The sequence below is a fragment of the Marinobacter sp. CH_CUG1437-1 genome (genome assembly GCF_037029655.1).
In the GTDB taxonomy this organism is placed as follows: Bacteria; Pseudomonadota; Gammaproteobacteria; order Pseudomonadales; family Oleiphilaceae; genus Marinobacter; species Marinobacter salsuginis.
This window is the reverse complement of the sequence record NZ_JAYMEW010000007.1, coordinates 1-25,903: the sequence shown is the minus strand read 5'-3', so window position 1 is coordinate 25,903 and position 25,903 is coordinate 1. Positions and strand designations below refer to the sequence as shown.

Here is a 25,903-nt window from a genome sequence, read left to right as displayed (position 1 = left end):
ATATGCAGATCCGACTCGCCAATCCCCGAGGTTTTTGTGCCGGCGTGGACCGCGCCATTGAAATTGTAAACCGGGCGCTGGACGTGTTCGGAGCGCCTATCTATGTAAGGCACGAAGTGGTCCACAATAAATTTGTGGTGGATAACCTGCGCAACCGCGGGGCCATTTTCGTGGATGAGCTGGACGAGGTGCCAGACGACAAGCTTGTTATCTTCAGCGCCCACGGCGTCTCCCAGGCAGTGCAGAATGAAGCAGCGCGCCGTGGCCTGAAGGTCTTTGACGCGACTTGCCCGCTGGTCACCAAGGTCCACCTGGAAGTCATGCGCTACAGCCGTGACGGTCGGGAGTGCGTGTTGATCGGCCACCAAGGCCACCCGGAAGTGGAAGGCACCATGGGGCAGTATGACCATAGCAATGGTGGTGAAATCTACCTTGTGGAGAACGAGGAGGACGTTGCCAACCTCGAAGTTAAAGACCCGGCAAAGCTCTCCTACGTGACCCAGACGACCCTTTCCATGGACGATACCGCCAGGGTCATCGACGCCCTCCGTGCAAAGTTCCCGGACATCCAGGGCCCGCGTAAGGATGATATCTGCTACGCCACCCAGAACCGTCAGGACGCGGTAAAGCAATTGGCTGGCGACTGCGATCTGATGCTGGTGGTGGGGTCTCCGAACAGCTCTAACTCCAATCGTTTGCGGGAGCTGGCGGAGCGGATGGGCACACCTGCCTATCTGATTGATGAGGCTTCCCAGATTGACGCCGCCTGGCTGGAAGGCAAGACTTCGGTTGGGGTTACCGCTGGCGCCTCTGCGCCCGAGGTTCTGGTAAACGATGTGATTACTCGCCTAAGAGAACTTGGCGGCAGCGTTCCGGAGGAGATTGCCGGGCGTGAGGAGAATATTGTGTTTTCTATGCCCAGAGAGCTTCGAATAGAGGCAGTGGATCTAACTTGATCTATGACCCTCTCGCAAAGGAATTGCTCCTCCCATTTAAAAGCTATCCCTGATTACCTTTCTCTGTGACGCTGTCGACATTTCACAGCTTTGTCGACCGTCTGTCTTCCAGATCAAGCCGTTTATCGATGCCAGCTGGAGCCTTGTTCACACCGGCACTAGGATGTCATTAGTCAATGAAAGGATTGAACTATGTCTGGATTCCAACGCCATGAGGGTTTCACTCTCCTGGAATTGATCGTAACGATAATAATCCTTGCAATCGTAGCGGCTTACGCTGTTCCCTCGTTTCGTGAAACTGTTTTAAATAATCGTCTCACAGCGCAAGTGAATGAGGTGTCGAGTCTGATTGCTTACGCCAGAAGCGAAGCGTCAAAACTGCAGAATGGCGTTGTGACGGCGTGTGCATCAACGGATAGCGCATCTTGCAGTGGTAACGCGGCCTGGGAAACAGGCTGGATAATTTTCAGCGATTTTGACGGTGACCGCTCTGTTGATAACGGAGACGGTGATGAAATTCTGAAGGTGGGTGGCGCATTATCCGGTGGCAACAGTTTCCGGATTGTGGATTTAACGAGTGATAGCGGTGGTTTTGTTCAATTTGCCAGTAATGGTTTTCCTATTCCCTCAGCCACGGGGAATACAGCGGGTACGTTTGTGATTTGTGACGAACGAGGTGCTCAGCGGGCTCGTGCTGTGGTCGTCAATGTTTCCGGTCAGACCCGTTTGGCGAGAGATACCGGTGGAACAGCCGGAGTCTTGAATGACCATGATAATGCCGACGTTACGTGCCCCTGAGGAAGGAGACAAATATGGTTAAGCGGTCGAGTTCTAACCTGATTCTTATGCCTTGCTTTCGGACAGAAGGAAAGGAGCAAGGTTTTACGATGATCGAAATCTTGGTAACGCTTTTCATATTGGCTATTGGGCTGCTTGGGCTGGCGGGTTTGCTGTTCGAAGGAATGAGAAATAACCAGGGCGCATACCTCCGTACGCAGGCTAGCGTGCTGGCATACGATATGGCTGACCGGATGCGATCGAATAAGGCTGAAGCACAGTCTGGTAGTTACGGTGGTTTTTCGACGGCGAACGTTCAGTCAACGACTCCTCCGACATGCGCGAGTCAGGCCGCAGGTTGCACCAGATCTGACCAGGTAACACTGGATCAGATTGAATGGACTTTGCTCGTTCAGGGTACAGGGAATGACATGGCTATGCTGCCGGGAGGAGTTGGAACCATCGCCCACGATGCAGCATCAGGTATCTATACGGTATCTGTTCAGTGGAATGAAGCAAGCCGTGCAGGCGATGCTGGTGAGGCGATAGCCGGCGATAACTCATACACGGTTCGGTTTTCTTTGTGAGGTACGGGATGGGGTCTTTCAAGATCAACTTAGGGCTCGATAAGCCTCTTTACACCCAAAAGGGGTTATCTCTCGTCGAACTGATCATTGCGCTCGCGCTGAGTACAACCCTGATTCTGGGCATATTTACCGTCTACATGGATTCGAACCAGACGTCCCGGCTCGCTACATCGCTCGCGCGTATTCAAGAGTCAGGGCGCATTGCGACGGACATTATGTCCCGCGACATGCGAATGGTTGGTTTTCAGGGGTGCGCAGACCCTGATGACGTAACCATGAACATAATCGCTAACAATCCTCCGACTGCGGATTTCTTTCAGACGACACTGCGAGGCTGGGAAGTAGCGAACGGGAACTGGGCCAACGGAACCGAGTATGACGGAACTGCGATTGAGTCCAGTGCGCGAATTGGAAGCGACGTGATTGCCGTTCAGCGAGGCGAAACCATGGAAATAGAGCTGACAGGCAACATGTCAGCAAATAACGCCAATATCCAAGTGCAGGGCAACGACGTTGCACGGTTCTCCCAGAATGACATTGTGCTCATATCCGACTGCGAAGCTGCTGATCTATTTCGAATATCGAGTAATCCTTCGTCCGGGACCTGGGCTCATGCTAATAACGTAAACACGACGAATAGGCTAAGTCAGGCATATGCTGACGATGCCAGAGTAATGCAGTTTTCCTCCAGTATTTATTTCGTTGCCGATACAGGGAGGGATGATGCACAGGGAAATGACATTTTTGCGCTTTATAGGCAAAGCCTGGGACTTGGTGGAACCGTAGGTGCGGCCCAGGAGATTGTTGAAGGGGTCGAAAGTTTACAGATTGAGTATGGCGAGCTCTTGGCGACTGACAATATTCGATACACCACCGCTGACAACATCGGCGACATGGCGAACGTAGTAGCGATCCGATTGGGAATGTTGATAAGCGATGCGGATGGCTCCCGTGAGGGACCTGATACAGGATCTTATGATTTGCCAGGTGAAACTATTGTGGCAACAACCGGAGCAGGCGCCGGTGCAATAACTCATCCGGAGGACCAGCGTTTGCGCAGAGCCTTCGTGACAACAGTAATGCTCCGGAATCGTGATTGATAACAATCAAAAAGGTAAAGCTAAGATGAAAAGGACACATTACCTGGGGCACATGGGCGGGCAGAGTGGTGCAGCCTTGATAGTAAGCTTGATCGTCCTATTAGTACTGACCTTGATCGGCGTTGCTGGAATGAACTCATCCGTCATGCAAGAACGAATGGCGGTGAACTCGCAGAACTCGAATAGAGCGTTCCAGGCAGCTGAGAGCACGGTGAGTGCATTGACGAATCAGCTCATGGCAAACGACCTCTCCATGCTGCGTGAGTCGATGCAGAACTCAAGTGGGGAATCCAGTGTGAAAACGGTTACTAATCTGGATTCGGGGAATGGAATGACTGGTAACTATCAGGCGAGATTCCTGGGCGAAATCATCATAACTAGCGGTAGTTCCATGAACGCGGATGAAAGCTCGACGCAGTTAAAAGGTTACCGCTATGAGCTTATCGGCGAAGCCTCAATGGCTAACACCGGAGCAGAAGCGCGGGTTTTCAAAGGTATTGAGTATTATTGATTCCCGGGTAGGGGAAGGAGTAACGCATGAACAGAAATCGCTCTATAAAAGTGGGTATGGTGGTTTCAATGCTCTCATTGTTCAGCTTGGCTTCGAATGCCGATGAGCCGCGCTCTATGCTGGACGGGGATGTTGAAGCCGCTGAGGCGAGTGTGGTGGAAATGGTTACTAACTCCTCTGGAGAGGTGGTTCAGATTAGGGTAGAGGGCTGTGAAACATGCAGCTCTGAGAGGTATCTGCCATCCAGAGAGCTCTCTGTTTCGCTATCTGGGCAGCCCGTTCCCGCTGGTCGGCTTGTCGGTTTGAGCGGCCTATCTGGGACATTAACTCTTAATGCTAACTCTGGAATGGTTCAGCGGGTGGATTTCTGGAGTGAACGTGGTGGAGTGAGGGTAGACCAATGAAAAAGTACAGCCGGTTTTTTACCACAGTTCTATCAGCAGCCTACTTCTCTTTGGCCGGTACGGCTGCGCTTGGCGACGACACTGAGATTTTCTTCACCAACGCTCAGCAAATCGTAAAACCCAATGTCATGCTGATTTTGGACGTTTCTGGCAGTATGGGTACTCAGGATGTCAACGGGGATACGCGTCTTAATGTCATGAAGCAGGCTGCTAAAGATCTAATCAACAGTCTCAGTGACGTAAATGTTGGTTTGATGGTGTTCGGTGGCAACGAGGGTGCATATTTCAAGGCACCTGTTGCGGATATAAGCACGCAGAAAGCAAGCCTGATTACCAAGATAGACAGCTTGACAGCCGGAGGAAACACACCGTTGTCTGAAAGCTTGTTTGAGTCTATGCGTTATTACCAAGGTGAAAGTGTTTTTATTCGGAGTACGGACGAGGACGGCTCACAGGTATCTGGAATTGTGAGTTCAGCCAATTCGAACAGATTTGAAAGCCCGATAAAATATTCCTGCCAACCGAACTACTCGATGATTCTAACAGACGGTCAGCCCACGCAAGACCGTAACCATGAAGATGATTTCGAGAAAGTTATCAATGCGTGCTCAGGGGACAACTGTCTTGATGAAATAGCTGAGCACATGTGGACGCAAGATATGATTCCAGCTTCGGCCGATCCCAATGATAAGTTTCCGGGACAGCAGAAGATCGCCACTTTCACTATAGGTTTTAAAACGGATCAAACGTTGCTGAGTGACACTGCACGGAAGGGTGGTGGCCAGTATTTATTGGCCGATAACGCTTCTCAGCTTTCCGGAGCACTTCAAAAGGTCTTCGATGAAGTTAATGCGCGATCAACTACTTACGTCTCGCCAGGCATTGCCGTTAACACTTTTGACCGCCTGAACCATCTGAACACCCTTTATTATGCTTTGTTCCAATCCTCGAAAGGTGCCGTCTGGGAAGGGAACCTTAAACGGTACAAACTGGAAATCCAGAAAAATGCCCAAACTGGCGAGGCGGAAGCGGTCATAGTCGATGAAAACGGCAATCCCGCGATTGATCAAGCTACCGGCTTTTTCAAAGATACTGCTCAGAGCTGGTGGAGTCCAACGGCAGATGGTCCCAACGTGCGGCTGGGTGGAGCTGCCTCGCAGCTCCCAGACGCAACCGCCGACCGCAAAGTTTATTCAAATCTGAACTCAACTAAATCGGATCTTTCTGACAGAACTAATGCTGTCGTCGTCAATAACAATAACCTTACCAAGGCTCTGTTTGGCGACTCGACGATGTCGGACGGAGAGTTTAGCAAGCTGATTCAATGGACTCGGGGGGTTGATGTTACCGACCGTGATAACGACCAGGACGTTACGGAGGCACGTAAGTTACTTGCTGACCCACTGCACTCTGTTCCTCAACTCGTGATCTATGATGGTTCGACCGTCAGTAATCAGGACATTACAATTTATTACGGCGATAACCAAGGATATATCCACGCGGTTGATGGAGCGTCAGGCAAAAGCTATTTTTCGTTTATGCCTAAAGAGTTGCTTCGGAAGCAGCCCGCAATGATGAACAGTACGGAGCAATCCCCGAAAGAATATGGAATGGACGGGACGGTTGTTAGTTGGGTCCATGACGACAATCTAGATGGGGCTATCAAAGCTGCTAATGGCGATTTTGCATACATCTACTCTGGGATGCGTCGTGGAGGAAAAAGTTACTATGCACTCGATGTTACAGACAGGACCGCTCCCTCCTTGCTCTGGCAGATAACGGGCGGCGTCTCTGGCTCTGATTTTGAGGAACTGGGTCAGACTTGGTCGAAACCCGTTAAATCCAAGGTTAATATTAACAACAAAGTTTATGACGTTCTGATATTCGGTGGTGGCTACGATGATGATCAGGACTCAGCCACAGTGCGAACTGCGGACGATGTAGGGCGCGCCATTTATATTGTTGATGCCGAGACGGGCGACCGCCTCTGGTGGGCGGGCCCCTCAGGCAGTCAAGCTGATCTGGTCCTGTCTGAAATGCAATACAGTATTCCTGCATCCCCCAAGGTTCTGGATGTAAACGGCGATGGGCTTGCAGATCAGATTTATGTCGGAGACATGGGTGGCCAGGTATTCCGGTTCGATATCAACAACACAGCGAAGCAGAGCAATCTTGCAACTGGCGGGCGTATCGCCAATCTGGCTGGATCTACGGCCGCCAGCAACCGGCGTTTCTATCATTCGCCAGACCTGTTTGGAGTGAAAATCGGCGGCGCGCGATACCTGGGCCTGATTATCGGCTCTGGCTTCCAGGCCCATCCGTTGGATACCACGATCGAAGATCGAATTTATATGATGAAGATCAAGGCGGTAAGCTCCGCCCCGATTGATCCGACCGACGTGACTGAGACGCGGGTATTATATGAGACGCTGACCGAGTCTGACCTCTACGATGCAACTGATAACCTGATTCAGCAGGGTAACCAAACTGAGCGGGCAACTGCGGCCCAAAGTCTCTCAACTTCTGATGGTTGGTATATCAAGCTGAACAACAATCCTGGTGAGAAAGTGCTCTCAGAGAGCGTTACTGTCAACAATGAAGTCTACATCACGACGTATGAGCCGAAAGCGAGTTCGGATCCGTGCCTACCACCCACAGGTACTTCAAGGCTCTATCACTTGTCGGTACTTGATGGTCGGGCAGTTCGCAACTATTACAAGCTGGATGGCAAGGGAGATGATGATTTGACAAGGCCAGATCGTTATGTGGAGCTGGATATCCCGCTGCCCTCAAATCCTCAACGCATGCGAGTGGATGATACTGACGTAATTTGCGTAGGTACAGACTGTCAGACAATTGATTCCATTCAGGGCGTTGTCGAAACATATTGGTATGAAGACTGAGGGGTATATTTACGTGGCATCGCGGGATAAAGGTTTTACCTTGCTTGAGCTCCTGATCGTCGTTGCTATTGTTGGAGTGATAGCGGCCTTCGCATATCCGAGCTATGTCGAATATGGGGAACGGACCCGGCGCGCTGATGCGCAAGGTGCCCTTCTTGAGTTTGCTGCAGCCATGGAACGGCATTACGCTACCGCAAATAGCTACGAAGGCGCGGCAACAGGCGGGAGTGACACGGGGAGCCCAGGTATCTTTCCAGACGAAGCCCCGCTTGAGAGCAATGATAAGTTTTACGATCTCACAATCACCGCTGCCACAGGCTCCTCCTATACACTTAGGGCGACTCCGAAAAGTGTCCAGGCTGGGAACGGAATTCTTGAGTTGGATTCGACCGGAGCGAGGCGCTGGGATGAGAGCGCTGACGGCAGTTTTGATGCTGGTGAAAACGATTGGCAGCAGTAGATGGATAGCCGATCTTAAGATCGGCTATCCAAACTTGCTTAGCACTGTATTGTGGTTCCCCAAGGAAGTTTGATTTCGCCGTCAGCATCGTGATCTAGCTCGGCCCTAAATCGTCCAGCGATGTTAATGGGCATATAACTCATTGTCCCTTCAGCCGGGTTTGAGGGGCAAAGCACAAGACTCCCCATGGCGCCATAAGCCATGCCCTTGCTGTTGAATTGAAAGTATCCCCGCCCGGCCGTTCTCGATCGCAAAGTATAAGTGCCAAGCTCTACGTTTAGTTGTCTGAGTATTTCTCCGCCATCTGGTGCTTTGTCGTTGTTTGAATCCAAAAAGATTGAGACCGGACTCTCCCAGTCGTCAACGCATCGATTCTTTGACAGAGGACAAACTGTCACCAAAGACCGGTGACTGACAGCGCTCCACCGAGCATATGCGAATAGAGAATAGTAGCTTTCCAAGATGACTCTATGTCTGGTTTTGCTGACCCACCATTGCCAAGCCTGACTGCTAAAACCTGCGGCGATTGATAAAATGACAATGATCATGACAAGCTCGAGTAAACTAAATCCTTTTGCACGATTATACGGGGGCATGCTAACTGTCCTTGTTAGGTGAGGGAAAAACCGGCTTCCTGCCGGTATCATTGAGTATTATATTTCAAAGGGATCAGCAAGTTGCGAACAGTTACCTAAATTTGGACATTACTCCATCCCTAACTTCTTCAATCGATATCTTAGTGCCCGAAAGCTAATTCCCAGACGTTTCGCCGCGGCAGTCTTGTTCCACCGCGTGGCCTCAAGAGCCTTTTCTATGGCTTGTCGTTCAATCGTCTCCAGGTATCCCTCCAGATCGATTTCGCCATCCGGCACGGCAACTCCTTCGCCCTCGCCAGCCTGGCCCTCGGCAATGATCTGGGTTGCGGAGGCCGCATGCTGTACTCCATTCCCAAGATGAAGATCATCTGCGTCAATCTGATCGGCATCACATAGAGTAAAAGCCCGTTCCAACGCGTTTTCCAGCTCCCGCACATTTCCCGGGAAGTCATACCCTCGCAGTCTTTCGATAGCCGCTGGCGTTAACGAAGCCGGGTCACACTCATACTCTTTCGCAATGCGTTCAAGAATATGGTTCGAGAGCAGGGGAATATCATCCGGTCGCTCTCTTAAAGGAGGTACCGCCAGTTCGATTACGTTAATCCGGTAGAAAAGATCCTGACGGAAGCTGCCTTCCTGAACAAGTTCCGGCAGGTTCTTATGGGTGGCGCTCAGTACCCGGATGTCCACGGGCACCTCTTTGGTATCGCCAACCGGTCGCACGGCTTTTTCCTGGATAGCCCGGAGCAGCTTTACCTGCATGGCCAGGGGCAGGTCTGCTACTTCATCTAGGAATAAGGTGCCGCCGTTGGCGGAACGGAACAAGCCGTCTTTGTTCTCCACGGCCCCGGTAAAGCTGCCTTTTTTGTGGCCAAAGAATTCGCTTTCCATCAGCTCTGAGGGAATTGCACCGCAGTTAACCGCGATGAATGGTCCTTCGCGGCGGGGGCCCTGCAGATGGATCATTCTGGCAACCAGTTCCTTACCACTGCCGGACTCGCCGCTGATAAAAACGGGCGCCTGGCTTCTGGCCAGTTTTCGGGTCTGGTTACGGAGTTTGCGTATCTCTGGCGATTTACCCAGTAACAGGCCTGGCTCGTCGGCTGTATCTTCTGTGTCTGCCTTTGGCTCGGCTAATTTGAGGGCGCTATTGACCAACTCCCTTAAACGGGGCAGTTCCACCGGCTTGGATACGAAATCAAAAGCCCCGGCTTTGAGAGACTCAATCGCGGTATCCATGTTGCCGTAGGCTGTAATCACAGCAACAGGCGTGGCGGGAGAATGCTTCTGAATCCACTGTACGAGTTCGATGCCGTTACCGTCTGGCAGGTTCATGTCGGTCAGGCAAAGATGAGTGGTGTTTTGTTCCAGCAATTTTCGGGCGCTGGTGAGGTCAGGTGCCGTGAGCGTCGCTATCCCCATCCGTGTGAGGGTGATCTCAAGTAAATCCCGGATGTCCGGTTCATCATCAACGATCAGCGCTGTGTATATGGTCATCTTTTTATCGTCGGTTCCATGTCGTTGTTCAAGCGCTCAATACCCACTTGCGCCGGTTCAGATCATTCGCCCCGGGTGAGCAAATGTGATGCGAAAGCAGCAGCCGGGCTTGTTATCTTCTACCAGAGAAAGGTGCGCCTGATTAGCCTCGCACAGTTCCCGAGCCAGATAAAGCCCGAGCCCGGTGCCCGCCTTATCTGTGGTAAAAAATGGTTCGAAGACCGAGCTTCTGTGTTCCGGCGCGATGCCCGGGCCCTGGTCGCGCACGTCGATATATGCGCGCTCGCCGTCCTCGGTTGCCCCGGCATGGATGCCGATCTTTCGCTGTCCCGAATGCTGTTCACTGTAGCGTAAACCGTTATCGCAAAGGTTCACCATTACCTGTTCAATCTGGCTCTTGTCGAACCGGGCTGGCGGCAGTTGCGGATCGATTTTCAGAACGATGTTGGCGGCGGTGCAGTCATCGTCCTGCGTTTGGAGGAAATCTTCCCGAAATTCCTGGAGCCAGGGAGCCACTTCAATCAGATCGGCATTGGCCGCCCGGCGCCTGGAAAGATCCAGTACATTCTCGATGATGCCATTCACCCGCCGGGAATGGCGTCGGATGATTTCCAGCATCTGACGGTCACCGGGTTCGAGGTTGGGGGATTCCTCCATGAGTTGGGCCGCGTGGCTAATTGCCCCCAACGGATTACGGATTTCATGGGCGATGCCGGCCGTGAGTCGGCCCAGCGATGCCAGTTTCATCTGCTGGGCCTGTTGGGTAACTTTGCTCATGTCCTCGATAAATACGAGGATCTGGTCGCCTTGCTCCTGGTCCAGTTGGGTAAAGTTGACCTGCAAAAGCGGCGAGGTTGGTGAGGGCTGGAACGGCTCAATGCGCTGTGTAGGGTCCTTGAGCCATGCATCCAGACCCTGCTTGAGGGGTTTGGGTAACACGTTTGCCCGTTGGTTAATCGGTACCGAGGTTTTGGGTGCCCCGTATAGAAGTTCTTCGGCAGCAGCGTTGGCAACGCGGATCTGGCCGAAACGATCCAGTACGAGTATGCCGGTACGCATGCGCTGGATAATCTGCTGGTTGATTTGCTCCAATTCGGCAATGCTGCGGGCACGGCTGCTGGCCAGAGCTTCGCTGCGCATCATGCGGAGGGAGATACTTTGCAGGACGAAAGCCGCCGCAAAATATAGGATGCCGAGGGAGCCGGCCCTGACAATATCGTCGGCGGACTCGCCCAGCGCCAGCACGGCCCAGCCCGAGATTCCCAGGGAGCAGATTGCGGCCAGAGCCGCGTAGAAGGTGCCCATGCGGCTTGGAGTCAGGATGTTGCCCGCTGCCACGGATACTATCACCAGATTGGCCAGGCCGTTGGTAATGCCTGTGCTGGCGAGCAGCAGGCCATGCATGATGAGAATATCAAGCAGGATCGAAAGCGTTATATGACGCTGACTAGGGTGAAAGCCGGCCACCAGAAGAAGGGCAATGAAGGCATTCAGGCCCAGGTAAGCGGAGACCCCTGCCTGATAGTAATCCAGAAACCGGAAGCGCATGTCGAAGTTGACAGGATCCACGAACAACAGAGCCACCAGCATCAGGCTCACAACCAGGCGGTAGTGGTTGTAGATTCTGAACAGCTTTGCTTGCTGTACGCCGGATGGTGTTGAAGGGGGCTTGCCGAGCGTTTCGGCCGACTTTGCTGGTGTATCTGCTGCCATAAGTTACAGGGATCCGCTGTTGATCGGAAGAAATCCACGCCTATGCGGGGTTATAATAGCCTTTTCATGGCAATGAGTTACAGGAGCCGATTTATGTCCGTGTCCGGAAACCAGGCAGCGACCGGGGCGTCAGCCAGAAAACTGCGGGTGGTGATGGCCCAACTGGATTTTCTGGTGGGCGATATACCCGGCAACACCGAGCTTATCCTTGAGGCTGCCCGCCGGGCATCGTCCGAGCATCAGGCGGACATTGTAGTTTTTCCTGAGCTTTGCCTGACCGGCTATCCGCCGGAGGATCTGCTGTTGCGCCCGAGCCTGGAAGTCCGGGTCAACGAAGCGTTGGAAAGACTGCAGGCGGAAAAGCTGGATCCGGTGATTGTTATCGGTGCTCCTCTTCGCCATGGCGCGCTGCTGTACAACGCGGCGGTGGTCATTGATGGAGGCGAAATCACCGGTCGGTACTTCAAGCGCTTCCCACCCAACTATCAGGTGTTCGATGAGAAGCGTTACTTCGCCGAGGGCCGGGATGTCCTGACTCTGGATATCCGGGGCGTTCCGATGGGAATCACTGTGTGTGAAGATCTCTGGAAAGAAGGGCCGGTGGAGGACTGCGCCGCCGCAGGCGCTCGCCTTATCCTGAACCTAAATGCCTCGCCCTATGATATCGACAAACAGGTACGCAGGAAGGCATTGCTTGAGCGGAAGTCAAGGGAGAACCTGGTCAGTATCGTGTACGTGAACCTGGTGGGTGGCCAGGACGAGCTGGTTTTTGACGGTGGCTCCATGGTGTTCGACCATTCCGGTGTGCTTACTGCAGAAGCTCCGCAGTTTGGCGAAGGCCTTTATCCGGTCGACTTTCTGTGCGAGCACCATTGTCAGCCAGTATCTCAGCCCTTGCCGGAAGAGCCTACGCTTGAGGCCAATGTCTACAGCGCTTTGGTGACCGGTGTTCGGGATTACGTCAACAAAAACGGATTCAAATCCGTGGTTCTGGGGCTCTCAGGGGGTATCGACTCGGCCGTGACTCTGGCTGTGGCAGTGGATGCCCTGGGCAAGGAACGGGTCCGCGCAGTGATGATGCCGTTCCGCTACACCTCCAGTATGAGCCTTGAGGATGCTGAGGCCGAGGCGGTGGCGCTGGGTGTGCAGTACGATGTGTTTTCCATTGAGCCGATGTACGACGCCTTCATGGAAACTCTGTCCGGGCCCTTCGAGGGCACCAAGCCCGACACAACTGAGGAAAACCTGCAGGCGCGTCTGCGCGGTGTTTTGCTGATGTCCCTGTCCAACAAGTTCGGGTCGCTGGTGCTGACCACCGGGAACAAGAGCGAGATGGCGGTGGGTTACTCAACCCTCTACGGGGATATGGCTGGCGGCTTTGACGTCCTCAAGGACGTGCCCAAAACCCTGGTATTCCGCCTGGCCAAATATCGCAATACGCTTTCGGAGGGAGAAGTGATCCCTGAGCGTGTAATCACTCGCCCGCCGTCAGCAGAGCTCGCGCCTGACCAGAAAGACGAAGACAGCCTGCCCGGTTACGACGTGCTCGATCAGATTCTGAATCTTTATGTCGAGAGGGATTTCAGCGCTGATGCGATCGTTGCCGAAGGCTTCGATAGGGTTGACGTTGAACGGGTGATACGTCTGGTGGATGTCAACGAATACAAGCGTCGGCAGGCGCCGATTGGTGTCCGGATTACCGAGCGAGGGTTTGGTAAGGACCGGCGGTATCCGATAACTAACGGTTGGAAGAGTGGTAAGTAGCCAACAGGGATCGGGGTCAGTTGAACATTTCAATTGACCCCGATTTCAGCTCTTATTCGTCGCCCATCAAGCCAAAGGTGACAACGTTAGTCAGTGAGCGGTTTTCCCCTTCCAGCAGGTCTACCTCAAACTCGCCGGCGTCGTTGAACGCTTCACTTTCCGGGAAATTGGTGCGGAGCATGGCGATCGCGTCCTGTGACCCTTTTTTCAGTTCCAGGAAGCGAAAGGTTTCTGCAAGGATAATCAGTGCCTCTTCGGTTACAGTGGCGGTCGGGTAGTTCTCGATGATGTACCGCGCCCGGTTGTTGGCAGCTACGAAGGCCTGACGTTTGACGTAGTAACGCGCTGCGTAGAGCTCCAGCTCGGCCATGCGATTGCGTACCGCGATCATTCGCTGGCGGGCATCCGCGACGTACTGACTGTCCGGATAGCGGTTCAGCAGCTCGGAAAAGTCCCGGAATGACTGCAATTGCTCGCCCGGATCCCGGGCCGCTACGTCGATCGGGAAGTAGCGCGCCGCGAGCCCGATATCCAGATTATAGGAGGCGAGGCCGCGCATGTAGAGCGCGTAGTCTGCGTGGTCGCTTTGAGGATTGAGACGCAGAAACCGATCGGCGGCCGCGCGGGAGCCTTCAAGGTCCAGGTTCTGGTAGCGAGCATAGATCAGATCAAGCTGGGCCTGTTCTGCATACCGGCCAAAGGGATAGTAGGTTTCCAGAGCATCCAGGTTTTGCTCGGCCTCATTGAAATTGCCAGAGCTCATGGCCTGTCGGGCGTTTTCATAGTAGGTCTTCTCCGGAAGCACTTCTTCCTGCTTGTTGGAGGCGCAGGCACTGACCAGAACAACCAGCGTGGAAAGTAGCAGTAAACGAAGACCTGATCTCATTCTGGAATCCCGTATAATGTCGATTAATTCAAGGGCAGTCATTGTAGCGGGGAAGTGACTCCATGTGCAGAGCAATCCCCGTTGTTTCAAAAAACCTGACCGAAACGTAACACACACAGGCCCTGGGGGCTTAATGTCATCTGAAAAACGAATCCTCGCCAGCTTTGTTGTGCCGCCGGAATTGAGTGATCGGCGCCTGGATCAGGCTGCGGCAGAACTGATGCCCGAACACTCCCGTTCCCGCCTGCAGTCCTGGATCAAGAGTGGTGCTTTGACGGTGAATGGTGAGGCGCGAAAGCCACGCGACAAAGTGATGCTGGACGATCTCCTGGAGCTGGATGCCGAGCCGGAAGCCCAGGTGAGCTGGCAGGCCGAGGAAATATCCCTCGATATCGTCCATGAGGACGAACACTTGTTGGTCATCAACAAGCCGGCGGGCCTTGTGGTGCACCCGGCTGCCGGCCACGCCGATGGAACCCTGGTTAACGCCCTGTTGAATTACGCACCGGAAGTCGAGAATCTGCCCAGAGCGGGCATCGTTCATCGCCTCGACAAAGACACCTCCGGCATTATGGTCGTCGCCCGCAGCCTGATTGCGCATACGTCCCTGGTCGACCAGCTACAAACCCGAACCATGGGCCGCGAGTATGAAGCGGTCGTCGTGGGCACCCTCACTGGCGGTGCAACGGTTGATGCGCCCATCGGCCGGCATCCACGGGAACGCAAGAAAATGGCGGTCGTCGCCTCTGGCAAGCCGGCGGTCACCCACTATCGTCTGGTGGAGCGCTTTGCCGCCCACACCCACGTCCGCTGCAAACTCGAAAGCGGCCGAACCCACCAAATCCGCGTTCATATGGCCCATGTAAAACACCCGCTGGTCGGAGACCCCCTCTACGGCGGCCGCCTCAGGCTGCCCAAGGGGACCACCGAAGAGCTTCGAGAGGCCCTCTCGGCTTTCCATCGCCAGGCTCTCCACGCCCGGCAACTGACCCTCGAGCATCCGGAAACCGGTGAAATCCTGACCTGGGAGGTGCCCCTGCCTGAAGACATGGTTGCCTTGATCGAGGCCCTGCGAAAACACGCCCGGGAGCTGGAAGCGCGTGACTATTGAAGGTGACGCCCTGAAGCCTGGCTGGTCCGCGCCCGAGAGAGTGGGGGCCCTCAGCACAACCCGCGCCGGCGGCGTTAGCGGGCGACCCTGGGACAGTCTTAACCTTGGTAGCCACGTTGAAGACAACCCGGACAATGTGGAACAGAATCGACTAAGACTCGCCGAATCCGCAGGCCTGACAAGCGAGCGGATCGGTTGGCTCAATCAGGTGCACGGTACTGACGTCGTCGAACTGACCCCGGATAACGTCGGGCAAATCGCCAAGGCCGACGCCAGCTACACCCGTCATCCAGGCATCGCCTGCGCCATCCTCACCGCCGACTGCCTGCCCGTTATCCTTGCCGATAGCGAGGGAACAGTCGTCGGCGCCGCCCACTGCGGCTGGCGAAGCCTGTGTGGTGGCGTTATCGAGAATCTGGTGAGCGTCATGGCTGTGGCTCCCAAAACCCTGCATGCCTGGCTCGGCCCGGCCATCGGTCCGGACAGCTTCGAGGTCGGCCCGGAAGTCCGTGACGCCTTCCTCGAACATGACCCGAAAGCGGCCCGCGCTTTCAAAACCGAAGGCGCTCGTTCGGGGCATTTCATGGCAGATATCTATGCACTTGCCACCCTGAGGTTAAATAATCTCGGTGTTGCCACGGTGACTGGCGGTGGCCTTTGTACCGTTCAGGACTCAGATCGGTTTTTTTCATATCGCAGGGACGGCCAGACCGGGCGGATGGCAACGCTGGTCTGGCTAACAAGCTAAGTGGCCAACTTGAAGTGGCCGCGCCCCAGCCTTGCATCCAGCACCCAACTCGAACCTGACGGCCGTCAATTTTCTGACGAATACACTGAACCCCCGCTTGAAGTCCCCCTACTTGCCCCTACATTAACTGTCAAAGCAATCGAATATCCGCCACCGATGGCACCTTGGTATTCGCAGAAATTTGGGGAAAGTACACATGAGAATCGACAAGCTGACCAGCAAGTTGCAGACCGCCCTGGCGGACGCACAATCCATTGCTGTCGGAAAAGATCACAACTTCATTGAGCCGGTGCACCTGATGCAGGCACTGCTTGATCAGGAAGGCAGCGCCATCAAACCACTGCTCAAACAGGCCGGCGCAGAGCCTGGCCGAATTCGCCAGGCGATCGCTCGGGAAATCGAGAACCTGCCGGAAGTACAGGGATCAGCCGGCGACGTCTCCATGTCCAATGACATGGGCCGCCTGTTCAACATTGCCGACAAACTCGCACAGAAGCGCAAAGACCAGTACATCTCCAGCGAGCTGATGCTGCTGGCTGCCCTGGAAGACCGGGGCACCCTTGGCCGGGTACTCCGGGAGCAGGGCGTAGATAAAGCTGCCCTGGAAAAGGCCATCGACGAGGTTCGCGGTGGTGAAGCCGTCAACGACGCCAGCGCCGAGGAAAACCGTCAGGCGCTGTCCAAATACACCATTGATCTGACCGAACGGGCCGAAGCTGGCAAGCTGGATCCGGTTATCGGTCGCGATGATGAAATCCGTCGCACCATTCAGGTATTGCAGCGCCGCCGGAAAAACAACCCGGTCCTCATCGGTGAGCCCGGCGTTGGTAAAACTGCCATCGTCGAAGGGTTGGCCCAGCGGATCGTCAACGGCGAGGTGCCCGATGGCCTCAAAGACAAGAAAGTCCTGTCACTCGACATGGGTGCCCTGATTGCCGGAGCCAAGTTCCGGGGTGAGTTCGAAGAGCGCCTGAAAGCGGTCCTGAACGAGCTGTCCAAGCAGGAAGGCCAGATCATCCTGTTCATCGACGAGATTCACACCATGGTTGGTGCCGGGAAGGCCGAAGGCTCGATGGACGCCGGGAACATGCTCAAGCCGGCCCTGGCCCGCGGCGAGCTGCACTGCGTGGGCGCGACCACCCTCGATGAATACCGTGAAAACATCGAAAAAGACGCCGCCCTCGAGCGTCGCTTTCAGAAAGTATTAGTAAGCGAACCCAACGAGGAAGATACCATCGCCATCCTGCGGGGCCTGAAAGAACGCTATGAGGTGCATCACGGGGTGGAAGTAACGGACGGCGCCATCATTGCCGCCGCCAAGTTGTCACATCGCTATATCACAGACCGGCAACTGCCGGACAAGGCCATCGACCTGGTGGACGAAGCGGCCTCCCAGATTCGGATGGAAATGGATTCGAAGCCCGAGGCCCTGGATCGCCTCGAACGTCGTCTGATTCAGTTGAAAATCGAGCGTGAGGCGCTCAAGAAAGAGACCGATGCTGCCTCGAAAAAACGCCTGTCGGAGCTGTCCGATGTGATCACCGGTGTCGAGCGTGAGTATGCCGATCTGGAAGAGGTCTGGAATACCGAAAAGGCCGCGTTGCATGGGTCCCAGAAGATCAAGAGCCGGCTGGAACAGGCCCGGATTGATCTGGAGAACGCTCGTCGCGCTGGTGATCTTGGCAAGATGTCCGAGCTCCAGTACGGCCAGATTCCCGAGCTCGAGCGCCAGCTGGATATGGCCAGCCAGGCCGAGATGATGGAAATGAAGCTGCTCCGGAACCGGGTAACCGACGAAGAGATTGCCGAGATCGTTTCCAAGTGGACTGGCATTCCCGTGTCCAAGATGCTGGAAGGCGAGCGCGATAAGCTAATGCGCATGGAGGAAGCTCTGCACGACCGGGTGATCGGCCAGGATGAAGCGGTCGAGGCCGTATCCAACGCAGTGCGTCGTTCCCGTGCGGGTTTGTCCGACCCCAATCGCCCCAATGGTTCGTTCCTGTTCCTTGGTCCGACGGGTGTGGGTAAGACCGAGCTGTGCAAGGCCCTGGCGTCCTTTCTGTTCGATACAGAGGAAGCCATGGTGCGCATCGACATGTCCGAATTCATGGAGAAGCATTCCGTGGCCCGCCTGATTGGTGCGCCTCCGGGCTATGTCGGCTATGAAGAAGGCGGCTACCTGACTGAAGCCGTTCGTCGCAGGCCTTACTCCGTGTTGTTGCTGGACGAGGTGGAAAAAGCCCATCCGGATGTGTTCAACATTCTTCTGCAGGTGCTCGAGGATGGCCGTCTCACGGACGGGCAGGGCCGGACCGTCGATTTCCGGAATACGGTTATTGTGATGACCTCAAACCTTGGCTCGGACATCATCCAGCAGAAGGCAGGCGAGGAGAACTACGAAGTCATGAAGAATGCCGTCATGGAAGTTGTCGGCACTCATTTCCGCCCCGAGTTCATCAACCGGGTGGACGAAGTGGTGGTGTTCCATCCGCTGGCTGAGAACCAGATCCAGGGTATTGCCCGCATCCAGATCGAATCTCTGAGCAAGCGCCTGAAAGAGCAGGATATGAAGCTTGAGCTGGATGATGCGGCGATGGAGTTGCTTGCCGAAGTCGGGTATGACCCAGTTTACGGTGCGCGGCCTTTGAAGCGGGCGATTCAGCGAATGATCGAAAACCCGCTGGCCCAGAGACTGCTGCAGGGAGAGTTTGTGCCGGGGGATGTTATTAAAGGGACGGTGGAGGACCACCACCTGACTTTCGCCAAGGCCTGAGTGGAAAACCGGGGTCAGGTGAATGCGTTCATCTGACCCCTTTTTTCCGTCTTACTGTTCTTCTGGTCCGCAGTTCTCTTCCGCAATCCGCTCAAATTCTGCCCGTTTTTCGGCAATTTCCTCTGGGGTGAGGTAGCGTTGCTCACCGTTCTCCTCGATCCGGATACGAGCATTACGTTCAATAACGTCCAGATTGGAGCGCGCGGTTTCGCAGTTCGCTTCCCGCTGTTTTCTGCGCGCTTCCTCAACCGCTGTTTCCTGACGCTGCTCCGCCTCCTCAGCTTGCCGTTCCTCCATATTCTGCAAACGCTCCTGAGGGCTCTGCCGGTTGCCGGACGCATCGGTAGAAGTGCCGGAACGCACATTGACCCGCTCGGCCTTCGAGCCCGTAGGCTGTCGGTCCCCAAAATGGGTAACCCCGTTTTCATCGGTCCATTTATAGACAGAGGCGCTCATGGCGACACCTGGTACAACGGCCAGTAATAAGGTCAGCGTCAGGATTTTTCTGTTCATGGCTCTACTCGCGTATGTTCACTGCTCCCGGGCAGGCAGACAACCTGGATAAACCGGGCCCGTTTTTTCTCAGTTTATTATTCCCTATCATGCCATCAGTGTTGCGGATTTTCTTCTGTCTGGTTCAAATCTTTGTATCGGATTTGTGTCAAGTATGGCAGACCTTCGGCGAGTATAGGCACAGAAACCTGCAGCGGCTATTGACAGGGAGTTTCGCGCTGTCAGAATTACCGATTGCCTGAAGACTGGGGTCAATACGGCAGGCAATCCCGAGCGAGTATCCCCCATCAATTACCACACTGAACGCGCCGCGCATCCGTCGCGGGATGGTTGTTGCTTATGTGCAACCCGTTGATTGGCCGTTCTCCGCAACCCTCAGGAGGGCGGCTGGCCAGGAGACAACCTCTTAACAAGGTGTGGAGGAGCAGCCGGTTCCGCTTTCACAAGAAGCATGGACACCGTGAATCCAGGCAACCGGGATTTGTCCCGGCTCATTCACTCGTAGAAGAGGGTAGAAAATCGTGGAGTTATTGTCTGGCGCCGATATGTTGATCCGGTCCCTTCAAGACGAAGGCATCGAATACGTATACGGCTATCCGGGTGGTGCAGCCCTTCATATTTATGACGCGCTGTTCAGGCAGGACAAAGTCAAGCACATTCTGGTCAGGCACGAGCAGGCGGCGGTCCATATGGCCGACGGTTATGCCCGCGCAACCGGAAAACCAGGTACCGTACTGGTGACCTCGGGTCCTGGAGCCACCAACACTATTACCGGCATTGCCACTGCATTCATGGATTCCATCCCCATGGTGGTTCTGTGCGGCCAGGTTGCATCCACTCTCATCGGTGAGGACGCGTTCCAGGAAACTGATATGATGGGTGTCTCCCGACCGGTGGTGAAGCACAACCTCAGTGTCCGGCACCCCGAGGAAATCCCGGAAATCATCCGCAAGGCCTATTACATTGCTGCCACCGGCCGTCCCGGCCCTGTAGTCGTGGATATCCCCAAGGATATGACCACTCCGAACGAGCGGTACGAGTATGCGTACCCCAAGAAGGTCAAACTGCGGTCCTACAACCCAGCTATTCGCGGCCATGCCGGTCAGATCAAGAAAGCCGTCGATATGATGCTGGCGGCCAAGCGCCCGGTTATCTATGCAGGTGGTGGGGTGATTCTGGGCAAGGCATCGGATCAGCTGACCGAGCTTGTCCGGATGCTGGGGTATCCGATCACCAATACCCTGATGGGGATTGGCTGTTACCCGGCCAGCGACAAGCAGCATCTTGGTTGGCTCGGCATGCATGGCACCTATGAAGCGAATATGGCTATGCACCACTCGGATCTGATTCTCTGCGTGGGAGCCCGCTTTGATGACCGGGTGACCAATGCCACCGAGAAGTTCTGTCCGGGCGCGCGCATCATCCATATCGACATCGACCCGGCTTCGATTTCCAAGACGGTGGATGCAGATGTGCCAATCGTTGGTCCGGTAGACGCCGTGCTCAAGGAAATGTTGTCGCTGGTCAAGGAAGCCAAGGAAAAGCCCGATGCGGATGCCATCGCTTCCTGGTGGAAGCAGATCGACGAATGGCGAGCATTCCACGGTATGCGTTATGAGACCAGTCCGGATGTGATCAAGCCCCAGGAAGTGATCGAGATGCTGTGTCGCCTGACTAACGGCGAAGCCTTCGTGACTTCCGATGTAGGGCAGCACCAGATGTTTGCGGCCCAGTATTACAAGTTCGACAAGCCCAACCGCTGGATCAATTCCGGAGGTCTCGGCACCATGGGCTTTGGTTTGCCGGCGGCCATGGGGGTCAAGCTGACCCATCCGGACGATGAAGTGCTGTGCATTACCGGTGAGGGTAGTATCCAGATGAACATTCAGGAGCTCTCCACCTGCAAGCAGTACAATCTGCCGGTGAAGATCATCAACCTGAACAACCAGGCGCTGGGTATGGTCAAGCAGTGGCAGGACATGAACTACGAGTCCCGTCATGCCGAGTCCTACATGGAATCACTCCCAGATTTCATCAAGCTGGCGGAAGCCTATGGACACAAGGGTGTCCGGATTGAGAAGAAAGAAGATCTGGAGACCAAGCTGAAAGAAGTACTGGCAATGAAGGACGATCTGGTGTTCGTGGATATCTACGTGGACCGCTTTGAGCACGTGTATCCGATGCAGGTTGCCCGGGGCTCCATGAAGGATATGTGGCTTAGCAAGACGGAGAGGGTCTGATCATGCGTCGAATCATTTCTGTTTTGCTTGAAAACGAGCCCGGCGCCCTGTCACGTGTTGTTGGTCTGTTTTCCCAGCGCAACTACAACATTGAAACGCTCACCGTGGCGCCAACCGAGGACGAGACTTTGTCCCGTCTTACCGTGACCACGACGGGTTCTGACAAGGTGATCGAACAGATCACCAAGCAACTGAACAAGCTGATCGAAGTCGTCAAGCTGGTGGATCTGACCGAAGGTGCCCACATCGAGCGTGAGCTGATGCTGGTCAAACTGAAGGCCACTGGTTCCCAGCGTGCCGAGATCAAACGCACGGTAGACATTTTCCGTGGCCAGATTGTGGATGTGACCAGCTCGGTCTACACGGTCCAGCTGGCAGGTGACAGCGAAAAGCTGGACGGCTTTATTCAGGCCGTTGGCACGTCGGGCGTTCTGGAAGTAGTCCGCAGCGGTGTATCCGGCATCGCCCGAGGCGAGAAGGTGCTTAGCCTTTAACGATTTCAAACACGTTTTGAACATTATGGCCCCTCGGGGCCATCACAAATAACAGAGGTTTGTCATGCAGGTTTATTACGATAAGGATTGTGATCTTTCCATCATCCAGGGCAAGAAAGTTGCCATCATCGGCTTCGGTTCCCAGGGCCACGCGCACGCGTGCAACCTGAAAGAGTCTGGCGTTGACGTAACCGTGGGTCTGCGCCCGGGTTCCTCCTCCATCGCCAAAGCCGAAGCCTATGGCCTGAAGACCAGCGACGTGCCGTCTGCGGTTGCCGCGGCTGACGTTGTAATGGTTCTGACCCCGGACGAGTACCAGGCTCAGCTGTACAAGGCTGAAATCGAGCCGAATCTGCAGCAGGGCGCCACTCTGGCATTCGCCCACGGCTTTGCGATCCACTACAACCAGATCGTTCCGCGCAAGGATCTGGACGTAATCATGGTTGCTCCAAAGGCGCCGGGTCACACGGTTCGCACCGAATTCGCCAACGGCGGCGGTATTCCCGATCTGATCGCCATCTTCCAGGATGCCTCCGGCAATGCCAAGAATCTTGCCCTCTCCTATGCCAGCGGTATCGGTGGCGGTCGTACTGGCATCATCGAAACCAGCTTTAAAGACGAGACTGAAACCGATCTGTTCGGTGAGCAAGCCGTTCTGTGTGGCGGCACGGTGGAGCTGGTCAAGGCCGGTTTTGAAACTCTGGTTGAAGCCGGTTACGCACCGGAAATGGCCTATTTCGAGTGTCTACACGAGCTGAAGCTGATCGTAGACCTGATGTACGAAGGTGGCATTGCCAACATGAACTACTCCATCTCCAACAATGCGGAGTATGGTGAGTACGTGACTGGTCCGGAAATCATCAACGAGCAGTCTCGCGAAGCCATGCGCAACGCGCTGAAGCGTATCCAGAGCGGCGAGTATGCCAAGATGTTCATCTCTGAAGGCGCTCTGAACTACCCGTCCATGACTGCACGTCGCCGCCAGAACGCTGCCCACGATATCGAAGTGGTTGGTGAGAAGCTGCGCGGTATGATGCCGTGGATCTCCGCGAACAAGATCGTGGATAAGGACAAAAACTAAGCGGAATTTCGCCTGGTTTTGAAAAACGCGGCCCGTGAGGCCGCGTTTTTCGTATATACTCCGCCCAAACGCTTTCCGGAGTAATGGAAATGACTGAAGAAAGAAAAACCGCCGACGGCAAGCAGAACCCGGACTACGAAGTTGAGGCCGGGGAAGTGGTTGAAGAAGAGCTGGTTGAGGGTGCCCCGGTTCGCCGAAAAGGTATCTATCTGCTCCCCAATGCGCTGACAACGGCTTCGCTGTTTTCAGGTTTCTACGCCATAGTCTCTGCCGCAAACGGCGTGTTTGATAACGCCGCGATTGCCATTTTTGTCTCCATGATTCTGGATGGACTGGATGGCCGTGTTGCCCGGATGACCAACACCCAGAGCAAATTCGGAGAAGAGTACGACAGCCTGGCCGACATGGTGGCCTTTGGTGTTGCCCCTGGCCTTGTTGCCTTCTTCTGGTCGCTGAACGCCTTTGATAAGGTCGGTTGGGCCGTTACTTTTATCTACGTGGCTGGCGCTGCACTTCGTCTGGCCCGCTTCAACACTCAGATTGGTTCAGTTGACAAGAAGTTCTTTGTTGGGTTGCCCAGCCCCGCAGCCGCGGCGTGCGTTGCTGGCCTGGTCTGGTGCTTCCATCTCTTTGAATCAGCTGCCTGGCTCACGTTGCTTACCATGGTGGTGGTTGCCGGTACGGGCGTGCTGATGGTCAGCAATATTCTCTATCGCAGTTTCAAGGATCTGGATCTGCGTGGTCGGGTGCCTTTTGCTGCGATTCTGCTTGTGGTCCTGGTGTTTGTAGTGATCGCGCTGGATCCGGCTACCGTACTCTTTACTGGATTTCTGATATACGCGTTGTCCGGCCCTGTTCGTGCGCTGTTTCGTGGTAAGCCCCGAAAAGCTTCAGGCGCCGCTGACTGAGTTCTTGCTGCCCGGGCCTTCTCATCGAGGCCCGGGAATTTTCACCACAGTCTCCGGTCAACGCCTTAGCTGGCTGACGCCCTGACGGAGACTTCCCATGTTTATCAAGAATCGCCCATCCTGGGTGTTGCCCCACTCAGAAGTAACCCCCGAAGCTGTTTATCTCAATCGAAGGAAATTCATGTCTGGAGCTGCGGCCGTCGCCGCGGGCCTTTCAGTGTCGGGTCTTTTATCCGCTGCGAAGCTGCCGGTGCCTGGGGAGGCGCTGGACTACGTTGCAATGCCCGGCTTTTCTACCGATGAGGAGAAAACACCGTTCGAGGATGTGACCCGCTATAACAACTTCTACGAATTTGGCACCGGAAAAGGCGATCCGGCCAAGTACGCCGACGAAATGAGCGTTGATCCCTGGTCCATAGTGGTTGAAGGTGAATGTGGGCGGCCCGGTAAATATGCCTTGGAAGACCTGCTAAAACCTCATGAGTACCAGGAGCGGGTGTATCGCCTGCGTTGTGTCGAGGCCTGGTCCATGGTTATTCCCTGGATTGGCATTCCACTCGCCGACGTTATAAAACGGCTTGAACCCAATTCCCGAGCGAAATACGTCTATTTCGAGACCCTGTATGATCCGGATCAGATGCGGGGGCAGCGCTCATTGTTCAGCACCATCGACTGGCCCTACCAGGAGGGCTTAAGGATGGATGAGGCCATGAACGAGTTAAGCTTCCTGGCGGTCGGGCTTTATGGCAAAACCATGCCCAATCAGAATGGTGCGCCTATCCGGCTGGTTGTTCCCTGGAAATACGGATTCAAGAGCATCAAGTCGATCGTCAAGATACGTTTCCAGGAGGAGCGCCCGAAAACCACCTGGGAAATGCTCGCGCCCCAGGAGTACGGATTCTATGCCAACGTTAACCCGGAGGTGGACCATCCAAGGTGGAGTCAGAAGCGTGAACGTAGACTGCCTTCCGGTCTGCTTTCGCCTAACTGGATGGAGACGGTCAAGTTCAATGGTTATGGGGAGCAGGTGGCCGACCTGTACAAGGGTATGGACCTGAGCAAGTTCTATTGATGAATCGTCCGCGAATAGTGGATCGACTTGGCTTTGTCTTGGCTTTTCGCCTTCTTGCAGCCTTTCTTGCCTGCGTTCCACTACTGATATTGGCCATCAACATCGCAACGCAATCTCTGGGGCCTGACCCGGGCCAGGAGGTGACGGAGTCACTCGGCCTAGCGGCGTTTCAGTTGTTAATCGTCACTTTGGCGATGACTCCGCTCAAGCGCTGGACTGGTTGGGCAGGCTGGATCCGGGTTCGCCGAATGCTCGGCCTGTTTGCATTCTTCTATGCCGTACTACATGTGTTTGCATTTTTGCAGTTCATACTTGGTTGGAGTGATCTTTGGGCTACGTTCACCAAGCGGCCCTATATTGTTGCGGGCGCACTTTCCTTCCTTATGCTCGTGCCTCTGGCTGTGACCTCAACCAGGGGGATGGTGAAGCGGCTGGGTAAAAGCTGGAAGCCGCTGCACAAGCTGATCTACCTGATCGCCATCGCTGCTTGGGTCCATTTTATTTGGCAGGCAAGAAGCGATGTTGGCGAAATGGTCGCTTACGGCCTGGTCATCGTTGGTTTGCTGGCATTGCGCTGGAAATGGAACGGCGTTCGAGGGTTGATTCCCTTTGCCAGGGGCTGATTTTGGTCTAAGGATTGATCAAAGTGATCGATTGTTGATCAGCTCACTACGTGGAAACCGAAACCGCTAGAAATTAATTCAAAAACCTCGTTGACAGTTTTCCTGACGCCTGTAGAATGCGCACCACTTCTGAGGGACAAGCCACTCACGGCGGTCTTCCGAAGCGATGCAACTGTTTGAAAGTAT

General features: G+C 54.7%; 23 protein-coding genes. 18 read left to right on the top strand and 5 right to left on the bottom strand.

What is annotated here, in order from left to right; all coding sequences use genetic code 11:
• Nucleotides 1-2: 2 nt before the first annotated feature.
• From ispH to WA411_RS16325, 8 genes are all read left to right on the top strand, one after another.
• Nucleotides 3-956, top strand: a complete 954-nt coding sequence (ispH, locus tag WA411_RS16360) for a 4-hydroxy-3-methylbut-2-enyl diphosphate reductase (protein ID WP_291909408.1) — start codon at nucleotides 3-5, stop codon at nucleotides 954-956.
• Nucleotides 957-1,148: 192 nt separating this feature from the next.
• Entirely contained in the window at nucleotides 1,149-1,754 is a 606-nt protein-coding gene (locus tag WA411_RS16355) for a GspH/FimT family pseudopilin (protein WP_291909411.1), read from the top strand.
• Between the two features lie 14 nt (nucleotides 1,755-1,768).
• Nucleotides 1,769-2,320 carry a type IV pilus modification protein PilV gene (pilV, locus tag WA411_RS16350; RefSeq protein ID WP_291909414.1) on the top strand — a complete coding sequence of 184 codons (552 nt, stop codon included), beginning with the start codon at nucleotides 1,769-1,771 and terminating at the stop codon, nucleotides 2,318-2,320.
• A gap of 8 nt (nucleotides 2,321-2,328) precedes the next feature.
• Nucleotides 2,329-3,420: a PilW family protein gene (locus tag WA411_RS16345; RefSeq protein ID WP_291909416.1), complete on the top strand. Its 1,092-nt coding sequence runs from the start codon at nucleotides 2,329-2,331 to the stop codon at nucleotides 3,418-3,420.
• Nucleotides 3,413-3,931, top strand: coding sequence for a pilus assembly PilX family protein (locus WA411_RS16340; RefSeq protein WP_291909419.1), 519 nt, complete (start codon nucleotides 3,413-3,415; stop codon nucleotides 3,929-3,931). Before WA411_RS16345 ends, WA411_RS16340 begins: the two co-directional genes overlap by 8 nt.
• 26 nt (nucleotides 3,932-3,957) lie before the next feature.
• Complete coding sequence (locus WA411_RS16335; RefSeq protein WP_291909422.1) at nucleotides 3,958-4,335, top strand: hypothetical protein; 378 nt, start codon at nucleotides 3,958-3,960, stop codon at nucleotides 4,333-4,335.
• Nucleotides 4,332-7,238, top strand: coding sequence for a pilus assembly protein (locus WA411_RS16330; protein WP_336064785.1), 2,907 nt, complete (start codon nucleotides 4,332-4,334; stop codon nucleotides 7,236-7,238). Before WA411_RS16335 ends, WA411_RS16330 begins: the two co-directional genes overlap by 4 nt.
• 13 nt (nucleotides 7,239-7,251) lie before the next feature.
• A complete protein-coding gene (locus tag WA411_RS16325) occupies nucleotides 7,252-7,698 on the top strand; it encodes a type IV pilin protein (RefSeq protein WP_291909430.1) in 447 nt (148 codons plus the stop codon).
• Nucleotides 7,699-7,736: 38 nt separating this feature from the next.
• Here WA411_RS16325 and WA411_RS19100 read toward each other — a convergent pair whose 3' ends face one another.
• The 3 genes from WA411_RS19100 to WA411_RS16315 all read right to left on the bottom strand — a co-directional run bounded on the left by WA411_RS19100 (nucleotide 7,737) and on the right by WA411_RS16315 (nucleotide 11,504).
• Nucleotides 7,737-8,294 (bottom strand): GspH/FimT family pseudopilin, encoded by a 558-nt coding sequence (locus WA411_RS19100; protein ID WP_366674136.1) that lies wholly within the window; start codon nucleotides 8,292-8,294, stop codon nucleotides 7,737-7,739.
• A gap of 108 nt (nucleotides 8,295-8,402) precedes the next feature.
• Nucleotides 8,403-9,791, bottom strand: coding sequence for a sigma-54-dependent transcriptional regulator (locus WA411_RS16320; protein ID WP_291909433.1), 1,389 nt, complete (start codon nucleotides 9,789-9,791; stop codon nucleotides 8,403-8,405).
• A 57-nt stretch (nucleotides 9,792-9,848) separates the two neighbouring features.
• Nucleotides 9,849-11,504, bottom strand: a complete 1,656-nt coding sequence (locus WA411_RS16315; RefSeq protein WP_291909435.1) for a sensor histidine kinase — start codon at nucleotides 11,502-11,504, stop codon at nucleotides 9,849-9,851.
• Nucleotides 11,505-11,597: 93 nt separating this feature from the next.
• On the opposite strand from WA411_RS16315, the gene WA411_RS16310 reads away from it, so the two are divergent.
• Entirely contained in the window at nucleotides 11,598-13,268 is a 1,671-nt protein-coding gene (locus WA411_RS16310) for an NAD+ synthase (protein WP_291909438.1), read from the top strand.
• A 52-nt stretch (nucleotides 13,269-13,320) separates the two neighbouring features.
• Here the strand turns inward: WA411_RS16310 and WA411_RS16305 are convergent, their stop codons facing one another.
• Nucleotides 13,321-14,154 carry an outer membrane protein assembly factor BamD gene (locus WA411_RS16305; protein WP_291909439.1) on the bottom strand — a complete coding sequence of 278 codons (834 nt, stop codon included), beginning with the start codon at nucleotides 14,152-14,154 and terminating at the stop codon, nucleotides 13,321-13,323.
• 133 nt (nucleotides 14,155-14,287) lie between these two features.
• Between WA411_RS16305 and rluD the strand changes: the two genes are divergently transcribed.
• The 3 genes from rluD (at nucleotide 14,288) to clpB (ending at nucleotide 18,786) form a co-directional block, all read left to right on the top strand.
• Nucleotides 14,288-15,265 (top strand): 23S rRNA pseudouridine(1911/1915/1917) synthase RluD, encoded by a 978-nt coding sequence (gene rluD / locus WA411_RS16300; protein WP_291909442.1) that lies wholly within the window; start codon nucleotides 14,288-14,290, stop codon nucleotides 15,263-15,265.
• On the top strand, nucleotides 15,255-16,013 hold the full coding sequence (gene pgeF / locus WA411_RS16295) for a peptidoglycan editing factor PgeF (protein ID WP_291909444.1): 759 nt from the start codon (nucleotides 15,255-15,257) through the stop codon (nucleotides 16,011-16,013). The genes rluD and pgeF overlap by 11 nt, the downstream gene beginning before the upstream one ends.
• A gap of 196 nt (nucleotides 16,014-16,209) precedes the next feature.
• Nucleotides 16,210-18,786 (top strand): ATP-dependent chaperone ClpB, encoded by a 2,577-nt coding sequence (gene clpB, locus WA411_RS16290; RefSeq protein ID WP_291909448.1) that lies wholly within the window; start codon nucleotides 16,210-16,212, stop codon nucleotides 18,784-18,786.
• 51 nt (nucleotides 18,787-18,837) lie between these two features.
• On the opposite strand, the gene WA411_RS16285 is transcribed toward clpB, so the two are convergent.
• Complete coding sequence (locus WA411_RS16285) at nucleotides 18,838-19,299, bottom strand: DUF4124 domain-containing protein (RefSeq protein ID WP_291909451.1); 462 nt, start codon at nucleotides 19,297-19,299, stop codon at nucleotides 18,838-18,840.
• 521 nt (nucleotides 19,300-19,820) lie between these two features.
• On the opposite strand from WA411_RS16285, the gene WA411_RS16280 reads away from it, so the two are divergent.
• The 6 genes from WA411_RS16280 (at nucleotide 19,821) to WA411_RS16255 (ending at nucleotide 25,717) form a co-directional block, all read left to right on the top strand.
• Nucleotides 19,821-21,539, top strand: coding sequence for an acetolactate synthase 3 large subunit (locus tag WA411_RS16280; protein WP_209398909.1), 1,719 nt, complete (start codon nucleotides 19,821-19,823; stop codon nucleotides 21,537-21,539).
• Nucleotides 21,540-21,541: 2 nt separating this feature from the next.
• Nucleotides 21,542-22,033, top strand: coding sequence for an acetolactate synthase small subunit (gene ilvN, locus WA411_RS16275; protein ID WP_008170692.1), 492 nt, complete (start codon nucleotides 21,542-21,544; stop codon nucleotides 22,031-22,033).
• Between the two features lie 64 nt (nucleotides 22,034-22,097).
• On the top strand, nucleotides 22,098-23,114 hold the full coding sequence (ilvC, locus tag WA411_RS16270) for a ketol-acid reductoisomerase (protein WP_069185199.1): 1,017 nt from the start codon (nucleotides 22,098-22,100) through the stop codon (nucleotides 23,112-23,114).
• Nucleotides 23,115-23,203: 89 nt separating this feature from the next.
• A complete protein-coding gene (pssA, locus tag WA411_RS16265; protein ID WP_291909461.1) occupies nucleotides 23,204-24,022 on the top strand; it encodes a CDP-diacylglycerol--serine O-phosphatidyltransferase in 819 nt (272 codons plus the stop codon).
• 97 nt (nucleotides 24,023-24,119) lie between these two features.
• Complete coding sequence (gene msrP / locus WA411_RS16260; RefSeq protein WP_291909465.1) at nucleotides 24,120-25,094, top strand: protein-methionine-sulfoxide reductase catalytic subunit MsrP; 975 nt, start codon at nucleotides 24,120-24,122, stop codon at nucleotides 25,092-25,094.
• On the top strand, nucleotides 25,094-25,717 hold the full coding sequence (locus WA411_RS16255; RefSeq protein WP_291909467.1) for a sulfite oxidase heme-binding subunit YedZ: 624 nt from the start codon (nucleotides 25,094-25,096) through the stop codon (nucleotides 25,715-25,717). Before msrP ends, WA411_RS16255 begins: the two co-directional genes overlap by 1 nt.
• Nucleotides 25,718-25,903: the final 186 nt, after the last annotated feature.

Bases quoted from the DNA above. Each gene is read 5' to 3' on its own strand.
- WA411_RS16310 (WP_291909438.1), top strand. From the start codon at position 11,598: ATGTCCGTGTCCGGAAACCAGGCAGCGACCGGGGCGTCAGCCAGAAAA.
- WA411_RS19100 (WP_366674136.1), bottom strand. From the start codon at position 8,294: ATGCCCCCGTATAATCGTGCAAAAGGATTTAGTTTACTCGAGCTTGTC.
- ispH (WP_291909408.1), top strand. From the start codon at position 3: ATGCAGATCCGACTCGCCAATCCCCGAGGTTTTTGTGCCGGCGTGGAC.
- WA411_RS16345 (WP_291909416.1), top strand. From the start codon at position 2,329: ATGGGGTCTTTCAAGATCAACTTAGGGCTCGATAAGCCTCTTTACACC.
- WA411_RS16330 (WP_336064785.1), top strand. From the start codon at position 4,332: ATGAAAAAGTACAGCCGGTTTTTTACCACAGTTCTATCAGCAGCCTAC.
- msrP (WP_291909465.1), top strand. From the start codon at position 24,120: ATGTTTATCAAGAATCGCCCATCCTGGGTGTTGCCCCACTCAGAAGTA.
- rluD (WP_291909442.1), top strand. From the start codon at position 14,288: ATGTCATCTGAAAAACGAATCCTCGCCAGCTTTGTTGTGCCGCCGGAA.
- WA411_RS16315 (WP_291909435.1), bottom strand. From the start codon at position 11,504: ATGGCAGCAGATACACCAGCAAAGTCGGCCGAAACGCTCGGCAAGCCC.
- ilvN (WP_008170692.1), top strand. From the start codon at position 21,542: ATGCGTCGAATCATTTCTGTTTTGCTTGAAAACGAGCCCGGCGCCCTG.
- clpB (WP_291909448.1), top strand. From the start codon at position 16,210: ATGAGAATCGACAAGCTGACCAGCAAGTTGCAGACCGCCCTGGCGGAC.
- WA411_RS16355 (WP_291909411.1), top strand. From the start codon at position 1,149: ATGTCTGGATTCCAACGCCATGAGGGTTTCACTCTCCTGGAATTGATC.
- WA411_RS16305 (WP_291909439.1), bottom strand. From the start codon at position 14,154: ATGAGATCAGGTCTTCGTTTACTGCTACTTTCCACGCTGGTTGTTCTG.
- WA411_RS16285 (WP_291909451.1), bottom strand. From the start codon at position 19,299: ATGAACAGAAAAATCCTGACGCTGACCTTATTACTGGCCGTTGTACCA.
- pilV (WP_291909414.1), top strand. From the start codon at position 1,769: ATGGTTAAGCGGTCGAGTTCTAACCTGATTCTTATGCCTTGCTTTCGG.
- pssA (WP_291909461.1), top strand. From the start codon at position 23,204: ATGACTGAAGAAAGAAAAACCGCCGACGGCAAGCAGAACCCGGACTAC.
- WA411_RS16320 (WP_291909433.1), bottom strand. From the start codon at position 9,791: ATGACCATATACACAGCGCTGATCGTTGATGATGAACCGGACATCCGG.
- WA411_RS16335 (WP_291909422.1), top strand. From the start codon at position 3,958: ATGAACAGAAATCGCTCTATAAAAGTGGGTATGGTGGTTTCAATGCTC.
- WA411_RS16255 (WP_291909467.1), top strand. From the start codon at position 25,094: ATGAATCGTCCGCGAATAGTGGATCGACTTGGCTTTGTCTTGGCTTTT.
- ilvC (WP_069185199.1), top strand. From the start codon at position 22,098: ATGCAGGTTTATTACGATAAGGATTGTGATCTTTCCATCATCCAGGGC.